A 20550-nucleotide genomic window follows, 5' to 3' on the forward strand; every position below is an offset into this window, starting at 1 on the left:
GTTTTATTCGTTATTGCCCCATGGATCGGCATTGGTGAAAACCACACCCGGCAAAATGGCGATGGCTTTGACCGGATTTAACCCTGGTAACAGGCGCTGTATCTCGACGCGACTGACGCTTTGTTCTGAATGGGTCTGTCGCGCTGTAACAACGAGATCGCTGCCTTTATCGGCTTCTTTATTGGCCGCTTGAGGCGCTGATTTATCTGCGGAGGTGGAAGTATTTTCCATTTTTTCCGGCGCAGTTTGAACTTTTTCGGTTGTAGGCGTCGCTCCTAGAACGACGTTTGGAAGAAGTGCAGAAAACGTAAGCGTGCAACATGAAAAAGCGATTTTGCGCACAGAATTATATCCCCCTAGAGCTTTATTGCGCTGTTGGGATAGAAGTTGATCTTTGCATCAATATTTCAGGATGATGTCATTTTTGTTGCATTGGGCCAGTGTGTTTTATTTGTATCAGTCTTAACTGTAAAAAACTGTGTTTTTTCGAGTCGCTTTTTCTAGCCAACGCTATTTCATCGGGTTGCTATCTTTTTTCTTTGAGCGTAATGACTGGGACATCCCCGGGGGGCCGTATGAATACGGCTGAGAATGAGCTGATTGCTCTAACCCGTCGAACCTGATCCGGCTTAACACCGGCGTAGGGAGGGAAGGCATCAGACCTTGCTTCTTATCCGTCGGCCGAAAGCCTTTTTCCGGTCGGCCTGATGGTTGACCTGCAAGAAGGATGCATAAATGGCTGATATTTCCGATCAGAATATTCCCGGTCACGTCACGACCGGTCCAATTCGTGGCTCTCGTAAAATTTATGTCGAAGGCAAGCATGGCGTTCGTGTCGCTATGCGTGAAATCGCGTTAGAACCTTCTGCCAATGAGCAGCCGGTTCGTGTTTACGATTGTTCTGGTCCTTATACCGATCCCAATATCAAAATCGACATTAGTGCGGGTTTAAAACCGCTTCGCCGCGACTGGATTTTAGCGCGGGGTGATGTCGAAAGTTATGAAGGTCGTGAAATTAAACCCGAAGATAATGGCCAGTTGGGGCCAGATCGTTCGGGCGGTGTGCCACCTTTTCCCAATGTAAACCATCATCCTTTGCGTGCCAAAGCGGGTGCCAATGTCACCCAGATGCATTATGCCAAAAAAGGCATTGTCACGCCGGAAATGGAATATATCGCTATTCGCGAGAATTGTGGTCGCGCCGAGTTAAAAGAAGCCATGATTCGTGATGGTGACAGCTATGGGGCGAATTTGCCCGATTTCATCACGGCTGAATTTGTGCGTGATGAAGTAGCCAATGGTCGCGCTGTTATTGCCGCCAATATCAACCATCCTGAAGCCGAACCAATGATTATTGGCCGTAATTTTCTAGTCAAAATCAATGCCAATATCGGTAATTCCGCCGTGGCTTCCGATGTTGCAGCAGAAGTCGAAAAGATGGTGTGGGCCATCCGTTGGGGCGCTGATACTGTGATGGATCTGTCCACTGGACGGAATATCCATGACACCCGCGAATGGATTTTGCGGAATAGCCCTGTTCCCATTGGCACGGTGCCGATTTATCAGGCTTTGGAAAAAGTTAATGGTATTGCCGAAAACCTGACATGGGAAGTCTTTAGAGATACCTTGATTGAACAGGCCGAGCAGGGTGTTGACTATTTCACCATCCATGCTGGTGTCCGTTTGGCCTATATTCCGTTAACGGCAAACCGTATTACCGGTATCGTCAGCCGTGGCGGTTCTATTATGGCTAAATGGTGTTTAGCGCATCATGAGGAAAACTTCCTCTACACGCATTTCGAAGATATTTGCGAAATCCTGAAACGGTATGACATTGCTTTTTCGTTAGGCGATGGTTTGCGTCCGGGTTGTATCGCCGATGCCAATGATCGCGCCCAGTTCGCTGAATTGGAAACTTTGGGTGAGCTGACCAAAATCGCATGGAAGCATGATGTTCAGGTCATGATCGAAGGCCCGGGTCATGTCCCGATGCACAAGATCAAGCCGAATATGGATAAGGAACTGGTCGCTTGTCATGAAGCGCCTTTCTATACCTTGGGCCCCTTGACGACAGATATTGCCCCTGGTTACGACCACATCACGTCTGCGATCGGTGCGGCTATGATCGGATGGTACGGCACGGCCATGCTGTGCTACGTCACCCCGAAAGAGCATCTGGGCTTGCCTGATCGTGATGATGTGAAGGTCGGCGTTGTTACTTACAAGCTGGCTGCCCATGCGGCGGATTTGGCTAAGGGTCACCCGACGGCTCGTTTCCGCGATAACGCCTTGTCCCGCGCCCGTTTCGACTTCCGCTGGAAAGATCAGTTCAATTTGAGCCTTGATCCAGATACGGCAGAATCTTTCCATGACCAGACTTTGCCAGCAGAAGGGGCTAAATCTGCCCATTTCTGTTCCATGTGTGGCCCTAAATTCTGTTCTATGAAAATTACGCAGGAAGTGCGTGAATTTGCTGCCCAAGGCATGGAGCAAATGAGCGACCAGTTTAAAGAAAAAGGTGGCGAAATTTATCTGCCAGCAGCTGAATAGCCCCTTTTTGCTTACTCCTTAAATTTACCCTGAGAACTATCCCTGTTTCGCTTGTCGGAGCAGGGATTTTTTTTGGAATCTGTTCAGAAAACCGAATCTTTGAATAAGATCGGCAGAGGTCATCCGTTTTGTAAAAATGGACGGTTTGCAATTAACGGAAAGAGGAATGGGCTTTTTGCTTTACCCAATATCGAGGTTTTTATAGGCTTTTAGAGGATGCGTTAGGCGCGAATATTTTATTCGGGAAAGCGTCAATAAAATCGTAGTTTCAGGCAAAAGTTATCTATCTGCGCCTAAAAATAGAATGTTGAGCCTCTGTTATCTGTCGATTTATTGTGGATAGCATCCGCATTTTATGGATGAATGGCGGGCGTTTTTGAACGTCTATATCGGTCTAGTCGCTCTGTGCTGTGCTACAGCATGTTATCGCGTAGTGGGTGCGGTTTTTAAGGGGCAGGATATTGAGTTTTGCTTTGGGAACTAGGAATTTGATGCCCACAAGATAGAGCCGTGTTCTGTAACCTAGTTATTAATTCGGACAGGCAAATTATGTCTGAAATTAAGGTGGCGGAACCGCTGCCAGGCCGTTTGCTTGAATATCCACTGACGCCAGAACGTCAGGTGGGCGCCGTATGCATCGAACCAGGGCTCGAACAGGGACAGCTCCCTTGGATGTATTTATAGCCTCAGGGATAATTGCTAGAGCGCGCACCGCGCAGAACCGCCGCGTCCTATTTAGGATGCCTGAGGCTTATCATCAAGGCGGTTTACGATATTTTCCATTCTTTCTGCATAGCCTTCAATCAAAACAGCGAGCCGTTCTTTCTCTTCCTGCTCCATTTTTAGCTTTTCCTGATTAAGGCGCAGCGTTTCCGTAAGTTGTTCTTTCTGTTGTTGGAGCTGTTCATTTTGAGATTGAAGATGGCGAGCTTCGTCTTTGATATCTTCATTTTGATCGGCCAACAGCAAAGAGGCGAGCATAATACGTCTTATGTCACCTGCGACATGTAATTGTTCGCTTATCCTTACGACTTCTTTATCTACAATATCAGCCAGAAAACGAAGGCGGTTCTCATCCCCATCGCGGCAGGCTAGCTGATAATTTCGCCCGCCGATCATTATATCTACTTGCGCCATATTCTGTTCCTGTTTTGCATGACCGGTTTTATGGAACAGTCTCCTTGATCGATTTTATCATATTATCGATGCAATCATAGGATGAAAAACAAAGCTGTCAGGGTTCTGCCAACAAGGTTAAAATTCATTAGTGGAATATTATTATTTACGGCGAAGGTCGCTTCTTTTTTTAACTCTTATTCATGCATAGAAAGTTGACGGGTGCTTATTGCGTTGAACCCAAAGTTTTATCCGCTTCACTGCCTTCAAGTAGATGGGTTAATTCATCAACGAAAGCGATCTTACCGTCTTTAATGCCATAATAGGCAACCACTTTGATGAGGCTTGTTTTGCCAGAGATTCGTGTGGCTTGGGCAATATGCACGGTTGCTGCTGCATCAGGGCTGGTAACGATATGGAGAATTTTAATTTCAAGGGCGCTGAGCTTGGTGCGTAAGGCCTTGATGTGAGTCAAAAAGTCACTCAGATTTAATTCTTTGCCATCGACTAGCTGTCGATAATCAGCAGCGAACAAATCAAGCATTTCTTCGGCGGGTCGATTGAAATCCGTCAGCCGTCCAAACATCTGTCGGATAAGCTGTTCGCTATTCGGTTTCATAGGCGTTTATCTTTTCTGCATAAATATGGATGGAATGAGACAATTTAGGTAGTGGCAGATCCATTACAAATGCTGTGCTGCGGATTTTAGCGATATTTGGGCATTTGATCGTCATCCGAATAGGATATGGGTTATTTTTGAATGATGTATGTACTTATTCACCATGAGAGAGTCCTGTTTGAGATGCTTTTTTTCTCAAAATACATTAGATCAATAGCATTTTTTACGAGGTGGGTTATTTCACCTTGTCTTCTTTCTCTTCTGTATTTTTTTGAGAAGGGCTGGTCTCGGCGGTTTTTTGCTTCAAATCCGGTTGAGGCTTATCTGAATCTGCAAGGCTGTTGGCCAGAATAGCGCGGTCTTCCTTTGTAGGAAAAGAAGTCTTATTTTGATCTTGTCCTTGAATGTTTCCGGTTAGAAGGCAATCAATTCGAGACAAGGCTTCTTCAGTGGCTTCGCGTAATTTTTGATAGCGCGCGGCAATGTCCTGATCCGCCATACGTCGATGATCGGCCTCTTCTAATCGGATAAGAGCCTGTGATAGGCGATTGAGGGCATTTAAAAGACGATCTTGAGCCATATATCTGCCCATAGCATGTTGAAGCCATGCCTCAATATGGCCTTTTATTGTTTTTATAAGGTTTTTTGATTCTAAAGGTCATTCTTTGTCGGGACATTGCCATCCGGCGTGTTGACCTTTCCGGTGGCAAAAGACTAATAAGGCCGCGTTTACCGGTTTTTATTCATTTTCGACCGGAAATTTCGATCCTCCCTTCTAATTTTTTAGGTATCTCGTAATGTCTGTTCCGTATCGACACCTCGCTAATGCCATTCGTGCCTTGTCGATGGATGCTATCCAGGCCGCTAACAGCGGGCATCCGGGGTTGCCGATGGGTATGGCAGATGTCGCAACCATTTTATTTGGTCGTTATCTAAAATATAATCCCAAAGATCCGGCTTGGCCTGATCGTGACCGTTTTGTCTTGTCTGGCGGTCATGGTTGTATGTTGCTTTATTCGTTGTTGTATCTGACCGGATATGATGAGCCGACTTTGGATGACATCAAGAATTTTCGCCAGATAGGAAGCCGCTGTGCCGGTCATCCGGAAAATACCTTGTTACCCGGTGTGGAAGCCACGACGGGCCCTCTAGGTCAAGGTATTGGTATGGCCGCCGGTATGGCTTTGGCCGAGCGTCATTTGAAAGCCCGCTTCGGTGAAGATGTCGTCAACCATCGCGTTTGGACGATCGCCGGTGATGGTTGTTTGATGGAAGGTATCAACCATGAAGTCGTTGGGATTGCAGCTAGGCTCGGCCTAGGAAACCTCAATGTTCTCTGGGATGATAACGGTATCACTATTGATGGTGATGTCACAATTTCCCGTAAAGAAGACGTGATGGCGCGCCATCGTGCCTGTGGTTGGCATGTGGTCGCCTGCGATGGTCATAATACAGAATCGATCATCAAAGCGATGGACGAAGCCATTGCTGATCCGCGGCCTTCTTTGATCGCTTGCCGGACGACGATTGGTTATGGGTCCCCCGGCAAACAGGGCACCGCGGCAGCACATGGCACGCCTTTGGGTGAAGAAGAAATTTTGTTGACCCGCGAGGCGTTGGAATGGACCAGTCCTGATTTTACCGTGCCGCGTCATATCCTGAAAAAATGGAAAGAGCTCGGCACCCGCAATCTCGATGAATATCAGGCGTGGAAAGAACGGCTGGACGCCCATAAGGATAAAGACGAATTCCTGAGAATCATTGACGGCAAGCTGCCGCAGGATTTTGATCTGACAGATCATAAGAACAATATTATCAGTGCAGCGATGCCTATGGCGACCCGTAAAGCTTCGGAAATAGCTTTGGGTGTTCTGACACGTCAGGTGAGTGAGTTAGTTGGCGGGTCGGCTGATTTGACGCCGTCCAATAATACAAAGCCGAAAGGCATGACCACTTTATCATCTGATGACTATGGAGGCCGTTATATCCATTACGGTATCCGTGAATTCGGCATGTCCACAGTGATGAATGGTATGGCCTTGCATGGGGGCGTTATCCCTTATGGTGGGACGTTCCTTGCCTTTTCTGATTATAGCCGTCCGGCCATTCGTCTTTCTGCGCTCCAAAAAACGCGGGTCGTCTATGTCATGACCCATGATTCGATCGGTGTTGGCGAAGATGGGCCGACTCATCAGCCGATCGAGCAGGTGATGTCATTACGACTGATTCCCGATTTGAGAGTTTTCCGGCCTGCTGATTCGATTGAAACTGCCGAATGTTGGGAACTAGCCTTAAAAAATATCGATGGGCCTTCATTGATGGTTCTATCCCGTCAAAATTTACCCTTGCTGCGCGAATCAGCGGATGAAAATCTTTCTGCAAGAGGGGCTTATCGTCTTCGTTCGGCTGTTGCCAAAAGACGGGTTATTCTAATGGCGACCGGATCAGAAGTTTCTTTGGCTGTTGAGGTCGCTAGTCTCCTAGAAACCGCTGGTTTTGGGGCTGATGTCGTGTCGATGCCAAGTTGGACCTTGTTCGATCAACAGCCTGAATCCTATCGTAATGACGTTTTGCCCGATCAGCCTCAATCGACAATTTTACGCGTTTCTATTGAAGCAGGGACGACAATTGGTTGGGAACGGTATACTGGAATAAATGGTCTTCGTTATGGTATTGATGTTTTTGGTGCATCGGCCCCGGCGAATGATCTATATGCTCATTTCGGCTTGACCGCAGTCGGCATCACGAACAAGGTGTTGGCCGCGATCGCCGGTAAGTCGGCACGTTAAAAAATAGCTACTGAATGATAGCTACTTATAAGTAGGAGAATAAACATGGCGGTTAAAGTTGCGATTAATGGCTTCGGCCGTATCGGCCGTCTGGCTGCGCGTGCAATTCTGTCGCGTCCGGATTCTGGACTTGAACTGGTTACGATCAACGATCTGGGTAGCGTTGAAGGCAACGCTTTCTTGTTCAAGCGTGACAGTGCGCATGGCACCTATCCGGGTACCGTTACCACTGAAGGTAACGACATGGTCATCGATGGCAAAAAAATTGTTGTCACCGCTGAACGTGATCCGGCTAATCTGCCTCACAAAAAACTTGGCATTGATATCGTGATGGAATGCACGGGTATCTTTACCAACACCGAAAAAGCTTCTGCCCATCTGACCGCAGGTGCCAAGAAGGTTCTGATTTCTGCTCCGGCCAAAGGTGCGGTTGACCGTACCGTTGTTTTCGGTGTGAACCACAAAGACCTGACCGCAGACGACAAGATCGTTTCTAACGCATCTTGCACGACCAACTGCTTGGCTCCGGTTCTTCACGTTCTTCAGCAGAAGATCGGTATCGTCCGTGGTTTGATGACCACCGTCCACAGCTTCACCAACGATCAGCGCATTCTGGATCAGATCCATTCTGACCTTCGTCGTGCTCGCACGGCCAGCGCTTCCATGATCCCGACCAGCACCGGTGCTGCCCGCGCTGTTGCTCTCGTGATCCCGGAACTCAAAGGTAAGCTCGATGGTATCTCCATCCGCGTACCGACCCCGGATGTCAGCCTTGTTGACTTCACCTTTGTTCCGCAGCGTGACACGACTGCAGAAGAAATCAACAGCGTTCTTAAAGCCGCTGCTGACACCGGTGATATGACTGGCGTTCTCGGTTACACTGACGAACCCCTCGTTTCCCGTGACTTCTATTCCGATCCGCATAGCTCCACCGTTGACAGCCGTGAAACGGCCGTTCTCGAAGGTAAGCTGGCTCGCGTTGTTGCATGGTATGATAACGAATGGGGCTTCTCCAATCGTATGGTCGATACCGCTGCTCAGATGGCTAAGACTCTCTAGTCTTAACGATCTTATCGGTAAAAAGGATATCCCGCTTTTTGTCCTTGTGACGAGGGGCGGGATGCCTCTTAATTACCTGTAATCGGCAATCCTATTTGCCGGTGACAGCATTAACCTCCTGATACAGGCCTGTTGTCCCATAATCCGTTATGACCGGGTCTCGAAGGAGGATGTCTCCGTTATCAGATCCGCTTTATGATTTAAGGCGGCCAAAAGGAGGATATAATGGGTTTTCGTACATTAGATAATATTGGCGACGTTAAAGGTAAGCGCGTTCTCGTTCGCGAAGATCTGAACGTTCCTATGGATGGCGACCGCGTTACGGATGATACCCGTCTTCGCGCTGCGATCCCGACAGTTAATGAATTGGCAGAAAAAGGCGCAAAAGTCCTTATTCTGGCTCACTTCGGTCGTCCGAAAGGTCAGCCGAATCCTGAAATGTCCTTGGCTCGCATTAAAGATGCGCTGGCTGGCGTTCTGGGTCGTCCGGTTCACTTCATCAATGACATCAAGGGTGACGCTGCTTCTAAAGCCGTTGATGCTCTGAATCCTGGTGCCGTTGCTCTTCTTGAAAACACCCGCTTCTATGCTGGTGAAGAAAAGAATGACCCGACCTTGGCTGCTGAAGTTGCCAAGCTTGGTGACTTCTATGTCAATGACGCTTTCTCGGCTGCTCACCGCGCCCATGTTTCGACCGAAGGTCTGGCTCACAAATTGCCTGCTTTCGCTGGTCGTGCCATGCAGAAAGAATTAGAAGCTCTTGAAGCTGCTCTTGGCAAGCCGACCCATCCGGTCGCAGCCGTTGTTGGTGGCGCCAAAGTTTCCACGAAGCTTGATGTTCTGACCAACCTTGTTGCCAAGGTTGACCATCTGATCATCGGTGGTGGTATGGCCAATACTTTCCTCGCCGCACAGGGTGTTGATGTTGGTAAGTCCCTTTGCGAGCATGAGCTGAAAGATACCGTTAAAGGTATTTTCGCTGCTGCTGAAAAAACGGGCTGCAAAATCCATCTTCCGAGCGACGTCGTTGTTGCAAAAGAATTCAAAGCTAACCCGCCGATCCGGACCATTCCGGTTAACGAAGTTGCTGATGACGAAATGATCCTCGACGTCGGCCCGAAAGCGGTTGTTGCTTTGTCTGAAGTTTTGAAAGCTTCCAAAACCTTGGTCTGGAATGGCCCGTTGGGTGCTTTTGAAATTGCACCTTTCGATAAAGCTACGGTTGCTCTGGCTCAGCAGGCAGCTGCTTTGACCAAGGCTGGTTCCTTGATCTCTGTTGCTGGTGGTGGTGACACGGTTGCCGCTCTTAACCATGCTGGTGTGGCAAAAGACTTTAGCTTTGTCTCAACCGCTGGTGGTGCTTTCCTTGAATGGATGGAAGGCAAAGAGCTGCCAGGTGTTAAAGCCTTAGAAGCTTAATTTAAAAGTTCGCTTTTAAAGAAAAGAGGGTGGTCTTATTGGCCGCCCTTTTTTTATCTTTTTCGGGTTTTGATGCATTTTTGGTTTGTCTTTTGGGGCTAGGAAAAATTAACCTGCGACCTGCGACCTGCGACCTGCGACCTGCGACCTGCGACCTGCGACCTGCGACCTGCGACCTGCGACCTGCGACCTGCGACCTGCGACCTGCGACCTGCGACCTAAAGTAAGGGTAGAGGTTGGATATAAAAAAAGTTGGCCGCTGAAATGATTATTGTTTCTTTAGTTATCTTATTGTGACTATTTAGAAAAATAATTTAAAAATATAGTGGCTATTTTAATCTGTATTTTTGTATTTTTGCCTGAATAACGTCGCTATTTCATTTTCGTGAATAATAGATAGATTAAATCTATCCAGAAAATCTTCAAAATACTTTATCGCAAAAGCGGATAGTTCTGTATCTGTGATGCTATAACATTATAATATCTTTCTATATGACAGAGAAAACGGGTGACTGATTCTCTTATCAGGTTAAAAAGAGTTGCTCGGGTAACCGTCAAATTGAGTTTTCAGCCGAAAGCGTTATTTTACTGATACAGCTAGATATGCTGGGGCTGTTACCTTATATCCCAAGGGAAGGAGCGCTGCGATGTCTATTACTCCCGAAGTAAAAGCTATTCTTAATCTTTATGAAAGTGATAATCCCGGGACAAAGGCTAATCTTGCTCGTATTTTGAATCATGGCCGCTTGGGTGGAACTGGCAAGCTGATTATTCTGCCAGTCGATCAGGGTTTGGAGCATGGCCCCGCACGCAGTTTTTATCCTAATCCTGCAGGATATGATCCCCAATATCATTATAAATTAGCGATTGATGGCGGGTTTTCTGCCTTTGCTGCCCCGATTGGGATGCTGGAAACCGGCGCGGCTACATTTGCGGGTCAAATCCCGACGATTTTAAAAATGAATTCTTCCAATAGTTGGTCATCTGTCAACGATCAGGCTGTGACTTCCTGTGTTGGGGATGCTTTAAGATTGGGATGCTCGGCTGTCGGTTTTACGATTTATCCCGGCTCTGATATTATTTTCGAACAGATTGAAGAATTCCGCCATATTTCGGCAGAAGCCAAAAGATGTGGTCTGGCAACGGTTGTTTGGGCCTATCCCCGTGGTGGGCGTTTGACCAAAAGAGGTGAAACCGCTTTGGATGTGAGCGCCTATGCCGTGCATATCGCTGCCCAGATCGGTGGTCATATTATCAAAGTCAAATTGCCGACTTCACATATCGAACAGCCTGAAGCGATTTCTGCTTATTCAGGAAAAGACTGGGCTCCGCTCGCCAATCGCGTTTCCCATATTATGGAATCCGCCTTTGCTGGACGGCGTATGGTTGTTTTTTCCGGCGGTGAAGCCAAAACACCGGATGAACTTTTTCGGGAAGCTGAAGCTATTCGTGATGGCGGTGGTCATGGTTCGATTATGGGACGCAATGTTTTCCAGCGTTCAAGAGAAGAAGCCTTGGCGCTCGTCGATAAGATTGTCGATATTTATAAGAAAAAGGATTGAGCGGCATTAAAAGCCGAACGGGTAGGGTAAATAATCTTAATCCGTGTTTTGAGGCGAAAAACAGCCTGTCTATGGATCAATAGAAAATAGAGATGATTAAGGGTGAGCTTTTTTATCCCTGCCCGAAAACGAGCAGGGATAGTAAGAGGTCAGATTGTTATTCAGCGGCGACTGCGGCCGCTTTTTCTTTAGCTTTTTCTGCTTCGATTTCGGCTGCCTTGGCTTCAACCAAAGAGACGATGTGATCGAGCATTTTGGCATCTTCGACCGTGTGGTCGGTGACACCTGACAAGAAAACCATATGCTTGCCATGACCGCCACCGGTAACGCCGATATCGGTTTCCCGAGCTTCACCAGGGCCATTCACAACACAGCCCAAGATAGACAGCGAAAGCGGCGTTGAGATATGCGCCAGTCTGTCTTCCAAAGCCTTGACCGTTTTAACAACATCAAAGCCCTGTCTGGCACAGCTGGGGCAGGAGACGACCCGAACGCCACGCGTCCGAAGATCTAATGTCTTGAGAATATCGTAACCGACCCGAACTTCTTGTTCTGGATCTGCCGAGAGGGAGACACGCAGGGTATCACCGATGCCGTCCCATAACAGATTACCAATACCCAAAGCCGATTTAACCGTGCCGCCGATCAGGCCACCAGCTTCGGTGATGCCTAAATGGAGCGGGCAATCAACGGCTTTCGCCAAGGCTTTATAAGAAGCGACAGCCAAGAAAACATCAGAAGCCTTCACAGCGACTTTGAATTCGTGGAAATCTTGATCTTGCAATAATTTGATATGGTTTAAAGCGCTTTCGACTAGAGCGTCGGGGCAGGGTTCACCATATTTTTCCAACAGTTCTTTTTCGAGACTACCCGCATTCACACCGATACGAATGGCGCAGCCATTGGCTTTTGCAGCCCGGACAACTTCGGCTACCCGTTCGGAAGAACCGATATTACCCGGATTGATACGGAGGCAGGCAGCCCCTGCATCAGCAGCTTCCAAAGCCCGTTTATAGTGGAAATGGATATCCGCAATGATCGGCACTTCTGCTGCGCGGACGATGTCCTTTAAAGCGGCAGTGGACTCTTTATCGGGGCAGGACACCCGAACAAGGTCAACACCAACAGCTTCGCAGCGTTTGATCTGGGCGATCGTGGCCTGAGCATCTGTGGTCGGGGTATTAGTCATGGTCTGAACACTGATCGGGGCATCTCCGCCGACAGCGACATTACCAACCATGATCTTGCGCGATTTGCGGCGCTCTATATGGCGCCAAGGACGAATGGACATATGCAAAGCCTATACGTCTAAAAGGGCATAAAACCAACCGTCTAAGGGGTTTTTGATAGAGAAGAAAGCAATATTCAAAATTCTATGGAGAAGTTACAACAGTTTACCGTTTCCTTCTGCGCGAGGGGACAGGATTACAGGTTTACATAAAGAATTATTTATATTTATATATTCTTAATATTTACAGATCAGGTTGTGACACGGTACAGCTACCCTGCCCGGGGGAGATTATAAAATTCCGAGTAGATAAGAATAGCAGTTTGAACCGAGTTGTTTAAAAAATGTCGTCTTTATCTGCTGGTATGATGTGGCTGAATAGAGCCAGCCCGATATATTTTGAAATCTGATCGCCGATTACCCTTTTCTTAGGAGACTTCATCTATGGCCAATGAGCCTTATATTGTCCGTGACATTAGCCTTGCCGGTTGGGGCCGTAAGGAAATCGATATTGCCGAAGGCGAAATGCCCGGCCTGATGGCTTTGCGTGAAGAATATGCCGCGAAGAAGCCGTTAAAAGGCGCTCGGATTACCGGTTCTTTGCATATGACCATTCAGACCGCTGTTTTGATTGAAACGCTGGTCGATTTGGGCGCGGAAGTACGTTGGGCTTCTTGCAACATTTTCTCGACGCAGGATCACGCAGCAGCGGCGATTGCAGAACAGAATATTCCGGTATTTGCTGTTAAGGGCGAGTCACTGGAAGAATATTGGGATTATGTCGATCGTATTTTCGATTGGGGTAATGGCGAAACCGCTAACATGATTTTGGACGATGGTGGCGATGCAACCATGTTCATTTTATGGGGCGCAAAATTGGAAGCGGGTATTGAATTCCCGGCTCCGGAAAATGAAGAAGAAGAAATCTTTCAGAAGGTTGTGCGTCGTCGTGTCGCAGCCAGCCCGGGCTTCCTGACCAAAACCGCAGAAACGGTTAAAGGTGTTTCCGAAGAAACCACCACCGGCGTTCATCGTTTGTATGAGATTTCAAAGAAGGGCGAGCTGCCTTTCCCAGCAATCAACGTCAATGATTCCGTCACCAAATCGAAATTCGACAATCTTTATGGTTGTAAGGAATCTTTGGTCGATGCCATCCGTCGTGCAACCGATGTGATGTTGGCCGGTAAGGTCGCTTGTGTCGCCGGTTTCGGTGATGTGGGTAAGGGTTCTGCTGCTTCCTTGCGGAATGGTGGCGCTCGCGTTTTGGTAACCGAAGTCGATCCAATCTGTGCGCTTCAGGCCGCGATGGAAGGCTATGAAGTCGTTACCTTGGAAGAAGCGGCACCGCGCGCCGATATCTTTGTGACCTGCACTGGTAATGCCGATATCATCACGCTGGATCACATGCGTGCCATGAAGCATCACGCGATTGTCTGCAATATCGGTCATTTCGATAGTGAAATTCAGATTAGTTCGCTGGCTAATATGGAATGGAACGAAATTAAGCCGCAGGTTGATCTGGTCAAATTCCCAGATGATAAGGAAATTATCGTTCTGGCTAAAGGCCGTTTGGTCAATCTGGGATGTGCCACGGGTCATCCGAGCTTTGTGATGTCAGCAAGCTTCACCAATCAGGTGTTGGCTCAGATCGAATTGTTCTGCAACAGCGATCAATATCAGAAAAATGTTTATATGCTGCCGAAGCATTTGGATGAAAAGGTTGCCGCCTTACATCTTCCGAAATTGGGCGTGCATTTGAGCAAGCTGACCCAGAAGCAGGCTGATTATATCGGTGTTCCGGTCAATGGACCTTTCAAGTCCGATCATTACCGTTATTAATTTTTGAATTTCGGGAGCGGTTAATGCCGCTTTTCGAAAGTCCATAACAAGGAACCGGTCATTCTATGGCCGGTTCTTTTTTTATGTATAAATGCGGCTGGGAATAGATTTGCCTATTCAGGTAAGGGAGATTTTGAGAATTTGGGTGATGTTTTGGGCGGTTAGGACAACCGGAGACATCGCATAGACAAGATGCTTATAGGATATTTAAGATCGGACAGGAAGCTGTCCCGACCGGAGAACCGGTCAGGACAAAAAGCTTCGCTATTGGTTTAGTTACGGGTTAACTTTTTATAGGCTTGGGCGCTGGCACGGTCAGCGGCTTCACCAAAGCGGCGGCGTTTGTCTTCTTCGTAGGATTCGAAGTTGCCTTCGAACCATTCGACATGACCGTCGCCTTCAAAAGCGAGAATATGAGTGGCTAAGCGATCGAGGAAGAAGCGGTCATGGCTGATAACCACAGCGCAACCAGCAAAGTTTTCCAAGGCTTCTTCCAAAGCACGCAAGGTTTCAACATCAAGATCGTTGGTCGGTTCATCCAACAACAGAACGTTGCCGCCTTCTTTCAGCATTTTAGCCATATGAACGCGGTTTCTTTCACCACCGGACAACTGGCCAACTTTTTTCTGCTGATCCGAGCCTTTGAAGTTAAAGGCACCGACATAAGCGCGGGTTGCGATTTCATGCTTACCGAAGTTGAAGCGATCAAGACCGTCTGAAACTTCTTCCCAGACATTCTTGTTCGGATCAAGATGATCGCGGCTTTGATCGACATAGCCGAGCTGAACCGTGGGGCCGACTTCGACTTCACCCGCGTCTGGCTTTTCTTGGCCGGTAATCAATTTGAATAATGTGGTTTTACCCGCACCATTCGCACCGATAACACCGACGATACCGCCCGGTGGGAGTGAAAAGCTTAAATCTTCGAACAGTTTTTTGTCGCCAAAGCTTTTGGTAAGACCACGTGCTTCGATGACCTTGCTTCCCAGCCGTTCAGGAATCTGGATCATAATCTGGGCTGCACCCGGACGACGATCATTCTGCTTTTCAACCAATTCGTCAAAGGCCTTGATACGGGCTTTACTTTTGGTCTGGCGCGCTTTCGGGCTCTGTCTGATCCACTGCAGTTCCTGCTGGATAGCCTTTTGACGGCCTTCTTCTTCGCGTTCTTCTTGCTCCAGTCGTTTGGACTGGGCTTCTAACCATGCAGAATAGTTGCCTTCAAACGGGATGCCGCGACCACGATCGATTTCAAGCACCCAGCCCACAACATTATCAAGGAAGTAGCGATCATGGGTGACCAGAATGACGTTACCTGGATATTCTTTCAAATGATTTTCCAGCCATGCGACGCTTTCGGCATCAAGATGGTTGGTCGGTTCATCCAACAGAAGGATACCCGGTTTTTCAAGCAACAGGCGGCATAAAGCGACACGGCGGCGTTCACCACCGGAAAGCTTGGTTACATCAGCATCACCCGGCGGGCAGCGCAGCGCTTCCATTGCGATTTCCAGCTGGTTATCCAATGTCCAGCCATCAACGGCATCAATCCGTTCTTGCAATTCGCCCATTTCGGTCATCAGCGCATCGAAATCGGCATCCGCAGGCGGATCTGCCATCAGCGTGGAGATTTCATTGAAACGGTCGACCAAATCCGCGGTTTCGCGGACGCCGTCCATTACATTGCCTTTGACATCTTTATTGGGATCAAGATTCGGTTCCTGTGGCAGATAGCCGACATTGATACCTTCTGCAGCCCATGCTTCCCCCTGATATTCCGTATCCATACCGGCCATGATTTTCATCAGGGTGGATTTACCGGCACCGTTGACACCGATGATGGCGATTTTGGTACCTGGGAGGAATTGCAGGTGAATATTGTTTAGAACAGGTTTTTTAGCGCCGGGAAAAGTCTTGGTCAGACCTTTCATGACATAACTATACTGGACGGCCATGACGTCTCCGAGATTTGGCGAAAAAGGGAAAATATCGTCTAAATTAGCGAAGCTTTGTTATATTGGCAAATCCTGTTCACCCAAAAATGCGGTTATCAGGTTTTTTGTCAGATTGTTTTTTGAAAGACGGAAAAACACCCTTACCCTGTATAGATAAGCGACATAAAATTCTATGCTTTATTTCCACAAGCAAAGATGCAATTTTCAATTTTATTTGAAATTATTTTACATAAAAAAGTAATTTAATGTTTTTAGCAGTAGGTGATTTTTGTTATTTTTTCTTAAGTATATCATTATCAGGAAAAATTGTTTTTTAAAGTGTCGTGAAGTTATGAGGGTGGAAAAACAGGACAGAAATATTTTGTCTTAAACCCATGTCCTTATATCTTTCAAAAGCGACAGGTAATTCCCGCTAGAAAAAAACAGCAATAAAGAAACTTTAGAGTTTTTTATTGTGAGTCCCGATTCTGACTCGAGAGTAGAAAACTATTCGAAGTATGATTTTTTACCCAAATTTTAAAAATAAAATCGAACTAGTTGGGTCCATAATCAGCTTATATTCAAAAAACTTCTTCTATTTTGTAGCTTTTTTGCCTCGAAATCATAAATTTGCGACCAATAGAGGTCGAAAAGGCTTTCTTCCTGATTGATTATTGGAAATGAATCGCTATTGGGAGCCAATGGGGCACGGCGTTTCGGACCGGGCCCGTTATTAACAAAACTGGAGCTACTCTCATGAAGAAGCTTGGCATCATTTTTGCCGCCGCCGGTCTGATGGCTGTTGCTGCTTGCAACAAACCGGCTGAAAACACTGAAACCGCCAACGGCACGGACAACACCGTTGTTTCCGTTGATAACGGTGCAATCGACAACTTCGCAACCGACGTTAGCTCGGCTGCTGCCAACGCTGCTGAAAGCGTTGACAATGTGACCGCAGCTGCTGCTGAAGGTCTGAAGAACAAAGTCGGTAAGTAATCGGCTTTTTCTTCCTTACTTGATATAAACAGCAGAAAAAATCTGCGGTTTATATCAATACAGAATTTTAGGCGGGTATCTGTTAGATGCCCGCCTTATTCTATGTATATATCTGGCATAAAAACGGGTAAAAGCCATTCGGTCTTGTCATTGAGGCGAAGAGGGCTTTAACCTTTTCTCTTCCTCCTCATATTCAAGAATACGACAGTTTTTTATCTATTAGGGACGACAGATGGCCAAGCCTTCCGCACCGATTCTGTTTTTTAACAGCCTTTCCAGAACGATCGAACCTTTTACCCCCATCGATCCGGAGCGTGTGCGTCTTTATAGCTGTGGCCCGACTGTTTATAATTTTGCCCATCTTGGAAATTTACGGGCGTATGTCTTTACCGATAGCTTGCGGCGGATGCTGAATTGGAAAAGCTATCCGGTTAACCATGTTATCAATATCACCGATGTCGGACATTTGACTTCTGACACGGATACTGGTGACGATAAAATGGAAGCTGCGGCCAATCGCGCCAAAAAGACGATCTGGGATATCGCCCATTTTTATACCGAAGCTTTTTGGCAGGATTTGAAAAACCTTAATATCTTTAATCCTACCATCTGGAGCATTGCGACCGATCATATTGAAGATATGATTGCCTTTGCTCGCAAGATTGAAGCTGCCGGATTTACCTATTTGCTGGATAGCGGGCTTTATTTTGATACCAGCCGCCTGAAAGATTATGGTTTGCTAGCCGGTCACCGTGAAGAAGAAGGTGTCGGACGGATTGATACGGTTGCGGGTAAGAAGCATCCGGCTGATTTCGCTTTATGGCGGCGTTCTGCCGAAGGTGAAAAGCGCCAGATGGAATGGATATCGCCTTGGGGTTTGGGTGCGCCCGGCTGGCATCTTGAATGCTCGGTGATGAGCATGAAATATCTGGGCGAGCAATTCGATATCCATACCGGCGGTATCGATCATCGCGAAATTCATCATTGCAATGAAATCGCCCAGAATCAGGCGTTCACTGGTGATGATAAAAAAACAGGTGCTAATTTCTGGCTGCACAACAATTTTCTGGTTGATCGTAGCGGTAAGATGTCGAAGTCGAAGGGTTCTTTCCTGACCCTTTCTACTTTGATAGAAGCGGGTATTCATCCTTTGGCTTATCGGGTATTATGCCTGTCAGCCCATTACCGTTCGGAACTGGAATTTTCACAGGATAATATTCTGGCTGCTCTGACCCGTTTAAAGCGGTTGGTGATCGGGGTTGGTCAGCTGAAAAAGAAAATACAGAAAAAGACGGGTTCTGAAACCGAGCCGGATTGGTTGCGGGCTTTTGATGAAAGGTCTTATAGCAAGGGTGCTCCGCTTGATTATCAGCGTGAGTTGATTGAGACTCCGTTGAAAAAAGAGGCTTTGGCAATATTAGAACGTTTTGATCAGGCAGTTTCCAATGATCTGATGTTGCCGCAGGCTTTGCCTTTGTTAGAAGAGACGCTTGGTAATAAAAAATTACAACCGGAAGAGCAGTTGAGATTGATTGCCTCTATGGACATGATATTGGGACTCAATCTTTTGCATCTGGATCGGGCAAGCCTGAATATGCGCCCCAAAAACGCATCTTTACTGGAAAATAACGTTTTGGCTTTATTGGAAGAACGGCAGATTAAACGGAAAGAAAAAGATTTCGCTGCGTCGGATGCGATCAGAGATCGTCTTTCCGAGGCCGGTATTGACGTTCTTGACGGTGATCCTTTGGGGTGGGAATGGCGACCGCAATGGAATGCCTGAGTTTCTTTTTCGGGGTTGTCCTCTAAATAGAGTGATATCTGCCGAATATAAACCTGATGAACCGACTTTGCGCAGCTTGAAAGGAATAATAATGGTAACAGAGTGGACGCCAGATAGTTGGCGCGATTTTGAAGCGCGGCAGTTACCTTCTTATCCGGATAACGATAAACTGGATAAAGTGTTAGATCAGTTATCTTCTTACCCACCTTTGGTTTTGGGTTCAGAAGCCCGACTGTTGAAAGAAAAACTGGCTGATGTCGCCAAGGGCAAAGCTTTTATTGTCCAAGGTGGTGACTGCGCCGAAAGCTTCCGCGACTTTTCTGCTGAATCCGTTCGGGCGACTTTGTCGGCTCTGTTATGGATGAATACGGTTATCGCCTATGCGTCTGGAAAGCCGGTTGTCCGTATTGGACGGATCGCTGGGCAATTCGCTAAACCTCGTTCATCCAATATGGAAGAACGGAATGGCGTTTCTTTGCCAAGCTATCGCGGTGATAATGTTAATGGCATTAGCTTTACCGAAGAAGCCCGTATCCCTGATCCTGACCGTCTTTTGACCGGTCATGCCCAAGCCGCCATTACTTTGAATTTGATCCGTGCTTATACCCAAGCCGGTGACGATAAATGGGAATATGCCTTCAATGGTCTGAACGACTTCGTCAATAGCCGTTCATGGGCTGAAGATTCCTGGCGCGGTCTGGTTGACGAAATGGGCGATTCCTTCCGTTTTGCCCAGGGCTGTGGTGGTTTCGGTAAAGGCTATGCTGATCCTTGCTTTACGAGCCACGAGGCTTTGCATCTGCCTTATGAAGAGGCAATGGTGCGCAGCGACTGTGACTATGGGCTGGATTATGCCACTTCTGGTCATTTCCTGTGGATTGGTGATCGCACCCGTTTCGAAGGTTCGGCTCATGTCGAATTTTTGCGTGGGGTTGATAACCCGATCGGTCTGAAATGTGGCCCCAATCTGGAACCTGACGAATTGCTGCGTTTGTTGGATGTTCTGGATCCGACCCGTGAAGCAGGTCGCATTACCTTAATCACCCGCTATGGCGCGAATAAGATCGAAAAGCATCTGCCTGAATTGGTTCGTGCGGTTAAAGCAGAAGGTCGTCCGGTTGTCTGGATATGTGACCCGATGCATGGCAATGGCACGCAGACCAGTGATGGTCAGAAAACGCGGCCTTTCGAGCGTATCCTTGACGAAGTTAAAGGCTTCTTTGCTGTTCATCAGGCTGAAGGCACCTATGCGGGTGGTATTCATCTTGAAATGACCGGCCTTGATGTGACCGAATGCGTCGGCGGCAGTGCCGAGTTGAGCGAAGAAGATTTGAAGCGTCGTTATTTAACGCATTGTGATCCGCGTTTAAGCCGTGATCAGGCGTTAGAAATGGCTTTCCAGATTGCCGATTTCTTCTAGATTACCTTTATTATAGTTGACGAGAAGGGCGGGGTGGACTATCCCGCGCTTCTCTGCTGGTCCCTTCGTCTAGCGGTCTAGGACGTCGCCCTCTCACGGCGAAAACACGGGTTCGATTCCCGTAGGGATCACCATGTTATATTTTACCCTTTAATTTATTTTCATAATAAATAGACTTTAGAATACAGCTTTGTGTTTTAAAGTTTTGTTTGCTTTTGAAAAAGCGATAAGTATAG

15 protein-coding genes, 1 tRNA gene and 1 riboswitch are annotated in these 20550 nt (G+C 47.3%); of the genes, 10 read left to right on the plus strand and 6 right to left on the minus strand.

Translation table 11 applies throughout. The features are described 5' to 3' along the window. Positions 1–3: 3 nt before the first annotated feature. Positions 4–231, minus strand: coding sequence for a hypothetical protein (locus FBY58_RS09450; RefSeq protein ID WP_260432005.1), 228 nt, complete (start codon positions 229–231; stop codon positions 4–6). A gap of 323 nt (positions 232–554) precedes the next feature. Next, positions 555–664, plus strand: a riboswitch (TPP riboswitch). A 71-nt stretch (positions 665–735) separates the two neighbouring features. Here FBY58_RS09450 and thiC point away from each other — a divergent pair. Continuing rightward, positions 736–2550, plus strand: a complete 1815-nt coding sequence (gene thiC, locus FBY58_RS01205; protein WP_141919119.1) for a phosphomethylpyrimidine synthase ThiC — start codon at positions 736–738, stop codon at positions 2548–2550. Positions 2551–3285: 735 nt separating this feature from the next. Here thiC and FBY58_RS01210 read toward each other — a convergent pair. The 3 genes from FBY58_RS01210 to FBY58_RS01220 form a co-directional block, all read right to left on the minus strand. Beyond that, positions 3286–3687, minus strand: coding sequence for a cell division protein ZapA (locus FBY58_RS01210; protein WP_141919120.1), 402 nt, complete (start codon positions 3685–3687; stop codon positions 3286–3288). Between the two features lie 205 nt (positions 3688–3892). After that, positions 3893–4285 (minus strand): nuclear transport factor 2 family protein, encoded by a 393-nt coding sequence (locus FBY58_RS01215; protein WP_141919121.1) that lies wholly within the window; start codon positions 4283–4285, stop codon positions 3893–3895. A gap of 235 nt (positions 4286–4520) precedes the next feature. Continuing rightward, positions 4521–4865, minus strand: a complete 345-nt coding sequence (locus FBY58_RS01220; protein ID WP_260432006.1) for a hypothetical protein — start codon at positions 4863–4865, stop codon at positions 4521–4523. Between the two features lie 217 nt (positions 4866–5082). Here FBY58_RS01220 and tkt point away from each other — a divergent pair, with 217 nt between their 5' ends. The 4 genes from tkt to FBY58_RS01245 all read left to right on the plus strand — a co-directional run bounded on the left by tkt (position 5083) and on the right by FBY58_RS01245 (position 11114). Further along, positions 5083–7074, plus strand: coding sequence for a transketolase (tkt, locus tag FBY58_RS01225; RefSeq protein ID WP_141919122.1), 1992 nt, complete (start codon positions 5083–5085; stop codon positions 7072–7074). Between the two features lie 45 nt (positions 7075–7119). Continuing rightward, positions 7120–8133 carry a type I glyceraldehyde-3-phosphate dehydrogenase gene (gap, locus tag FBY58_RS01230; protein ID WP_141919123.1) on the plus strand — a complete coding sequence of 338 codons (1014 nt, stop codon included), beginning with the start codon at positions 7120–7122 and terminating at the stop codon, positions 8131–8133. 225 nt (positions 8134–8358) lie between these two features. Continuing rightward, a complete protein-coding gene (locus tag FBY58_RS01235; protein ID WP_141919124.1) occupies positions 8359–9552 on the plus strand; it encodes a phosphoglycerate kinase in 1194 nt (397 codons plus the stop codon). Positions 9553–10199: 647 nt separating this feature from the next. Beyond that, positions 10200–11114: a class I fructose-bisphosphate aldolase gene (locus FBY58_RS01245; RefSeq protein ID WP_141919125.1), complete on the plus strand. Its 915-nt coding sequence runs from the start codon at positions 10200–10202 to the stop codon at positions 11112–11114. Positions 11115–11271: 157 nt separating this feature from the next. Here FBY58_RS01245 and ispG read toward each other — a convergent pair whose 3' ends face one another. Next, on the minus strand, positions 11272–12405 hold the full coding sequence (gene ispG, locus FBY58_RS01250; protein WP_141919126.1) for a flavodoxin-dependent (E)-4-hydroxy-3-methylbut-2-enyl-diphosphate synthase: 1134 nt from the start codon (positions 12403–12405) through the stop codon (positions 11272–11274). Between the two features lie 381 nt (positions 12406–12786). On the opposite strand from ispG, the gene ahcY reads away from it, so the two are divergent. Beyond that, entirely contained in the window at positions 12787–14181 is a 1395-nt protein-coding gene (ahcY, locus tag FBY58_RS01255; protein WP_141919127.1) for an adenosylhomocysteinase, read from the plus strand. A 272-nt stretch (positions 14182–14453) separates the two neighbouring features. Here ahcY and ettA read toward each other — a convergent pair whose 3' ends face one another. Beyond that, positions 14454–16136 (minus strand): energy-dependent translational throttle protein EttA, encoded by a 1683-nt coding sequence (ettA, locus tag FBY58_RS01260; protein WP_141919128.1) that lies wholly within the window; start codon positions 16134–16136, stop codon positions 14454–14456. Positions 16137–16871: 735 nt separating this feature from the next. Between ettA and FBY58_RS01265 the strand changes: the two genes are divergently transcribed. From FBY58_RS01265 to FBY58_RS01280, 4 genes are all read left to right on the plus strand, one after another. Next, a complete protein-coding gene (locus FBY58_RS01265; RefSeq protein ID WP_141919129.1) occupies positions 16872–17111 on the plus strand; it encodes a hypothetical protein in 240 nt (79 codons plus the stop codon). 232 nt (positions 17112–17343) lie between these two features. After that, positions 17344–18894: a cysteine--tRNA ligase gene (cysS, locus tag FBY58_RS01270; protein ID WP_141919130.1), complete on the plus strand. Its 1551-nt coding sequence runs from the start codon at positions 17344–17346 to the stop codon at positions 18892–18894. Positions 18895–18985: 91 nt separating this feature from the next. After that, a complete protein-coding gene (locus FBY58_RS01275; protein WP_141919131.1) occupies positions 18986–20314 on the plus strand; it encodes a 3-deoxy-7-phosphoheptulonate synthase class II in 1329 nt (442 codons plus the stop codon). A 58-nt stretch (positions 20315–20372) separates the two neighbouring features. Beyond that, positions 20373–20448 (plus strand) — tRNA-Glu (locus FBY58_RS01280). The last annotated feature ends 102 nt before the right edge of the window (positions 20449–20550 follow it).

It is taken from the genome of Zymomonas mobilis, from assembly GCF_006715975.1.
Lineage (GTDB): Bacteria > Pseudomonadota > Alphaproteobacteria > Sphingomonadales > Sphingomonadaceae > Zymomonas > Zymomonas mobilis_B.

Bases quoted from the DNA above. Each gene is read 5' to 3' on its own strand.
- FBY58_RS09450 (WP_260432005.1), bottom strand. From the start codon at position 231: ATGGAAAATACTTCCACCTCCGCAGATAAATCAGCGCCTCAAGCGGCC.
- thiC (WP_141919119.1), top strand. From the start codon at position 736: ATGGCTGATATTTCCGATCAGAATATTCCCGGTCACGTCACGACCGGT.
- FBY58_RS01210 (WP_141919120.1), bottom strand. From the start codon at position 3,687: ATGGCGCAAGTAGATATAATGATCGGCGGGCGAAATTATCAGCTAGCC.
- FBY58_RS01215 (WP_141919121.1), bottom strand. From the start codon at position 4,285: ATGAAACCGAATAGCGAACAGCTTATCCGACAGATGTTTGGACGGCTG.
- FBY58_RS01220 (WP_260432006.1), bottom strand. From the start codon at position 4,865: ATGGCTCAAGATCGTCTTTTAAATGCCCTCAATCGCCTATCACAGGCT.
- tkt (WP_141919122.1), top strand. From the start codon at position 5,083: ATGTCTGTTCCGTATCGACACCTCGCTAATGCCATTCGTGCCTTGTCG.
- gap (WP_141919123.1), top strand. From the start codon at position 7,120: ATGGCGGTTAAAGTTGCGATTAATGGCTTCGGCCGTATCGGCCGTCTG.
- FBY58_RS01235 (WP_141919124.1), top strand. From the start codon at position 8,359: ATGGGTTTTCGTACATTAGATAATATTGGCGACGTTAAAGGTAAGCGC.
- FBY58_RS01245 (WP_141919125.1), top strand. From the start codon at position 10,200: ATGTCTATTACTCCCGAAGTAAAAGCTATTCTTAATCTTTATGAAAGT.
- ispG (WP_141919126.1), bottom strand. From the start codon at position 12,405: ATGTCCATTCGTCCTTGGCGCCATATAGAGCGCCGCAAATCGCGCAAG.
- ahcY (WP_141919127.1), top strand. From the start codon at position 12,787: ATGGCCAATGAGCCTTATATTGTCCGTGACATTAGCCTTGCCGGTTGG.
- ettA (WP_141919128.1), bottom strand. From the start codon at position 16,136: ATGGCCGTCCAGTATAGTTATGTCATGAAAGGTCTGACCAAGACTTTT.
- FBY58_RS01265 (WP_141919129.1), top strand. From the start codon at position 16,872: ATGAAGAAGCTTGGCATCATTTTTGCCGCCGCCGGTCTGATGGCTGTT.
- cysS (WP_141919130.1), top strand. From the start codon at position 17,344: ATGGCCAAGCCTTCCGCACCGATTCTGTTTTTTAACAGCCTTTCCAGA.
- FBY58_RS01275 (WP_141919131.1), top strand. From the start codon at position 18,986: ATGGTAACAGAGTGGACGCCAGATAGTTGGCGCGATTTTGAAGCGCGG.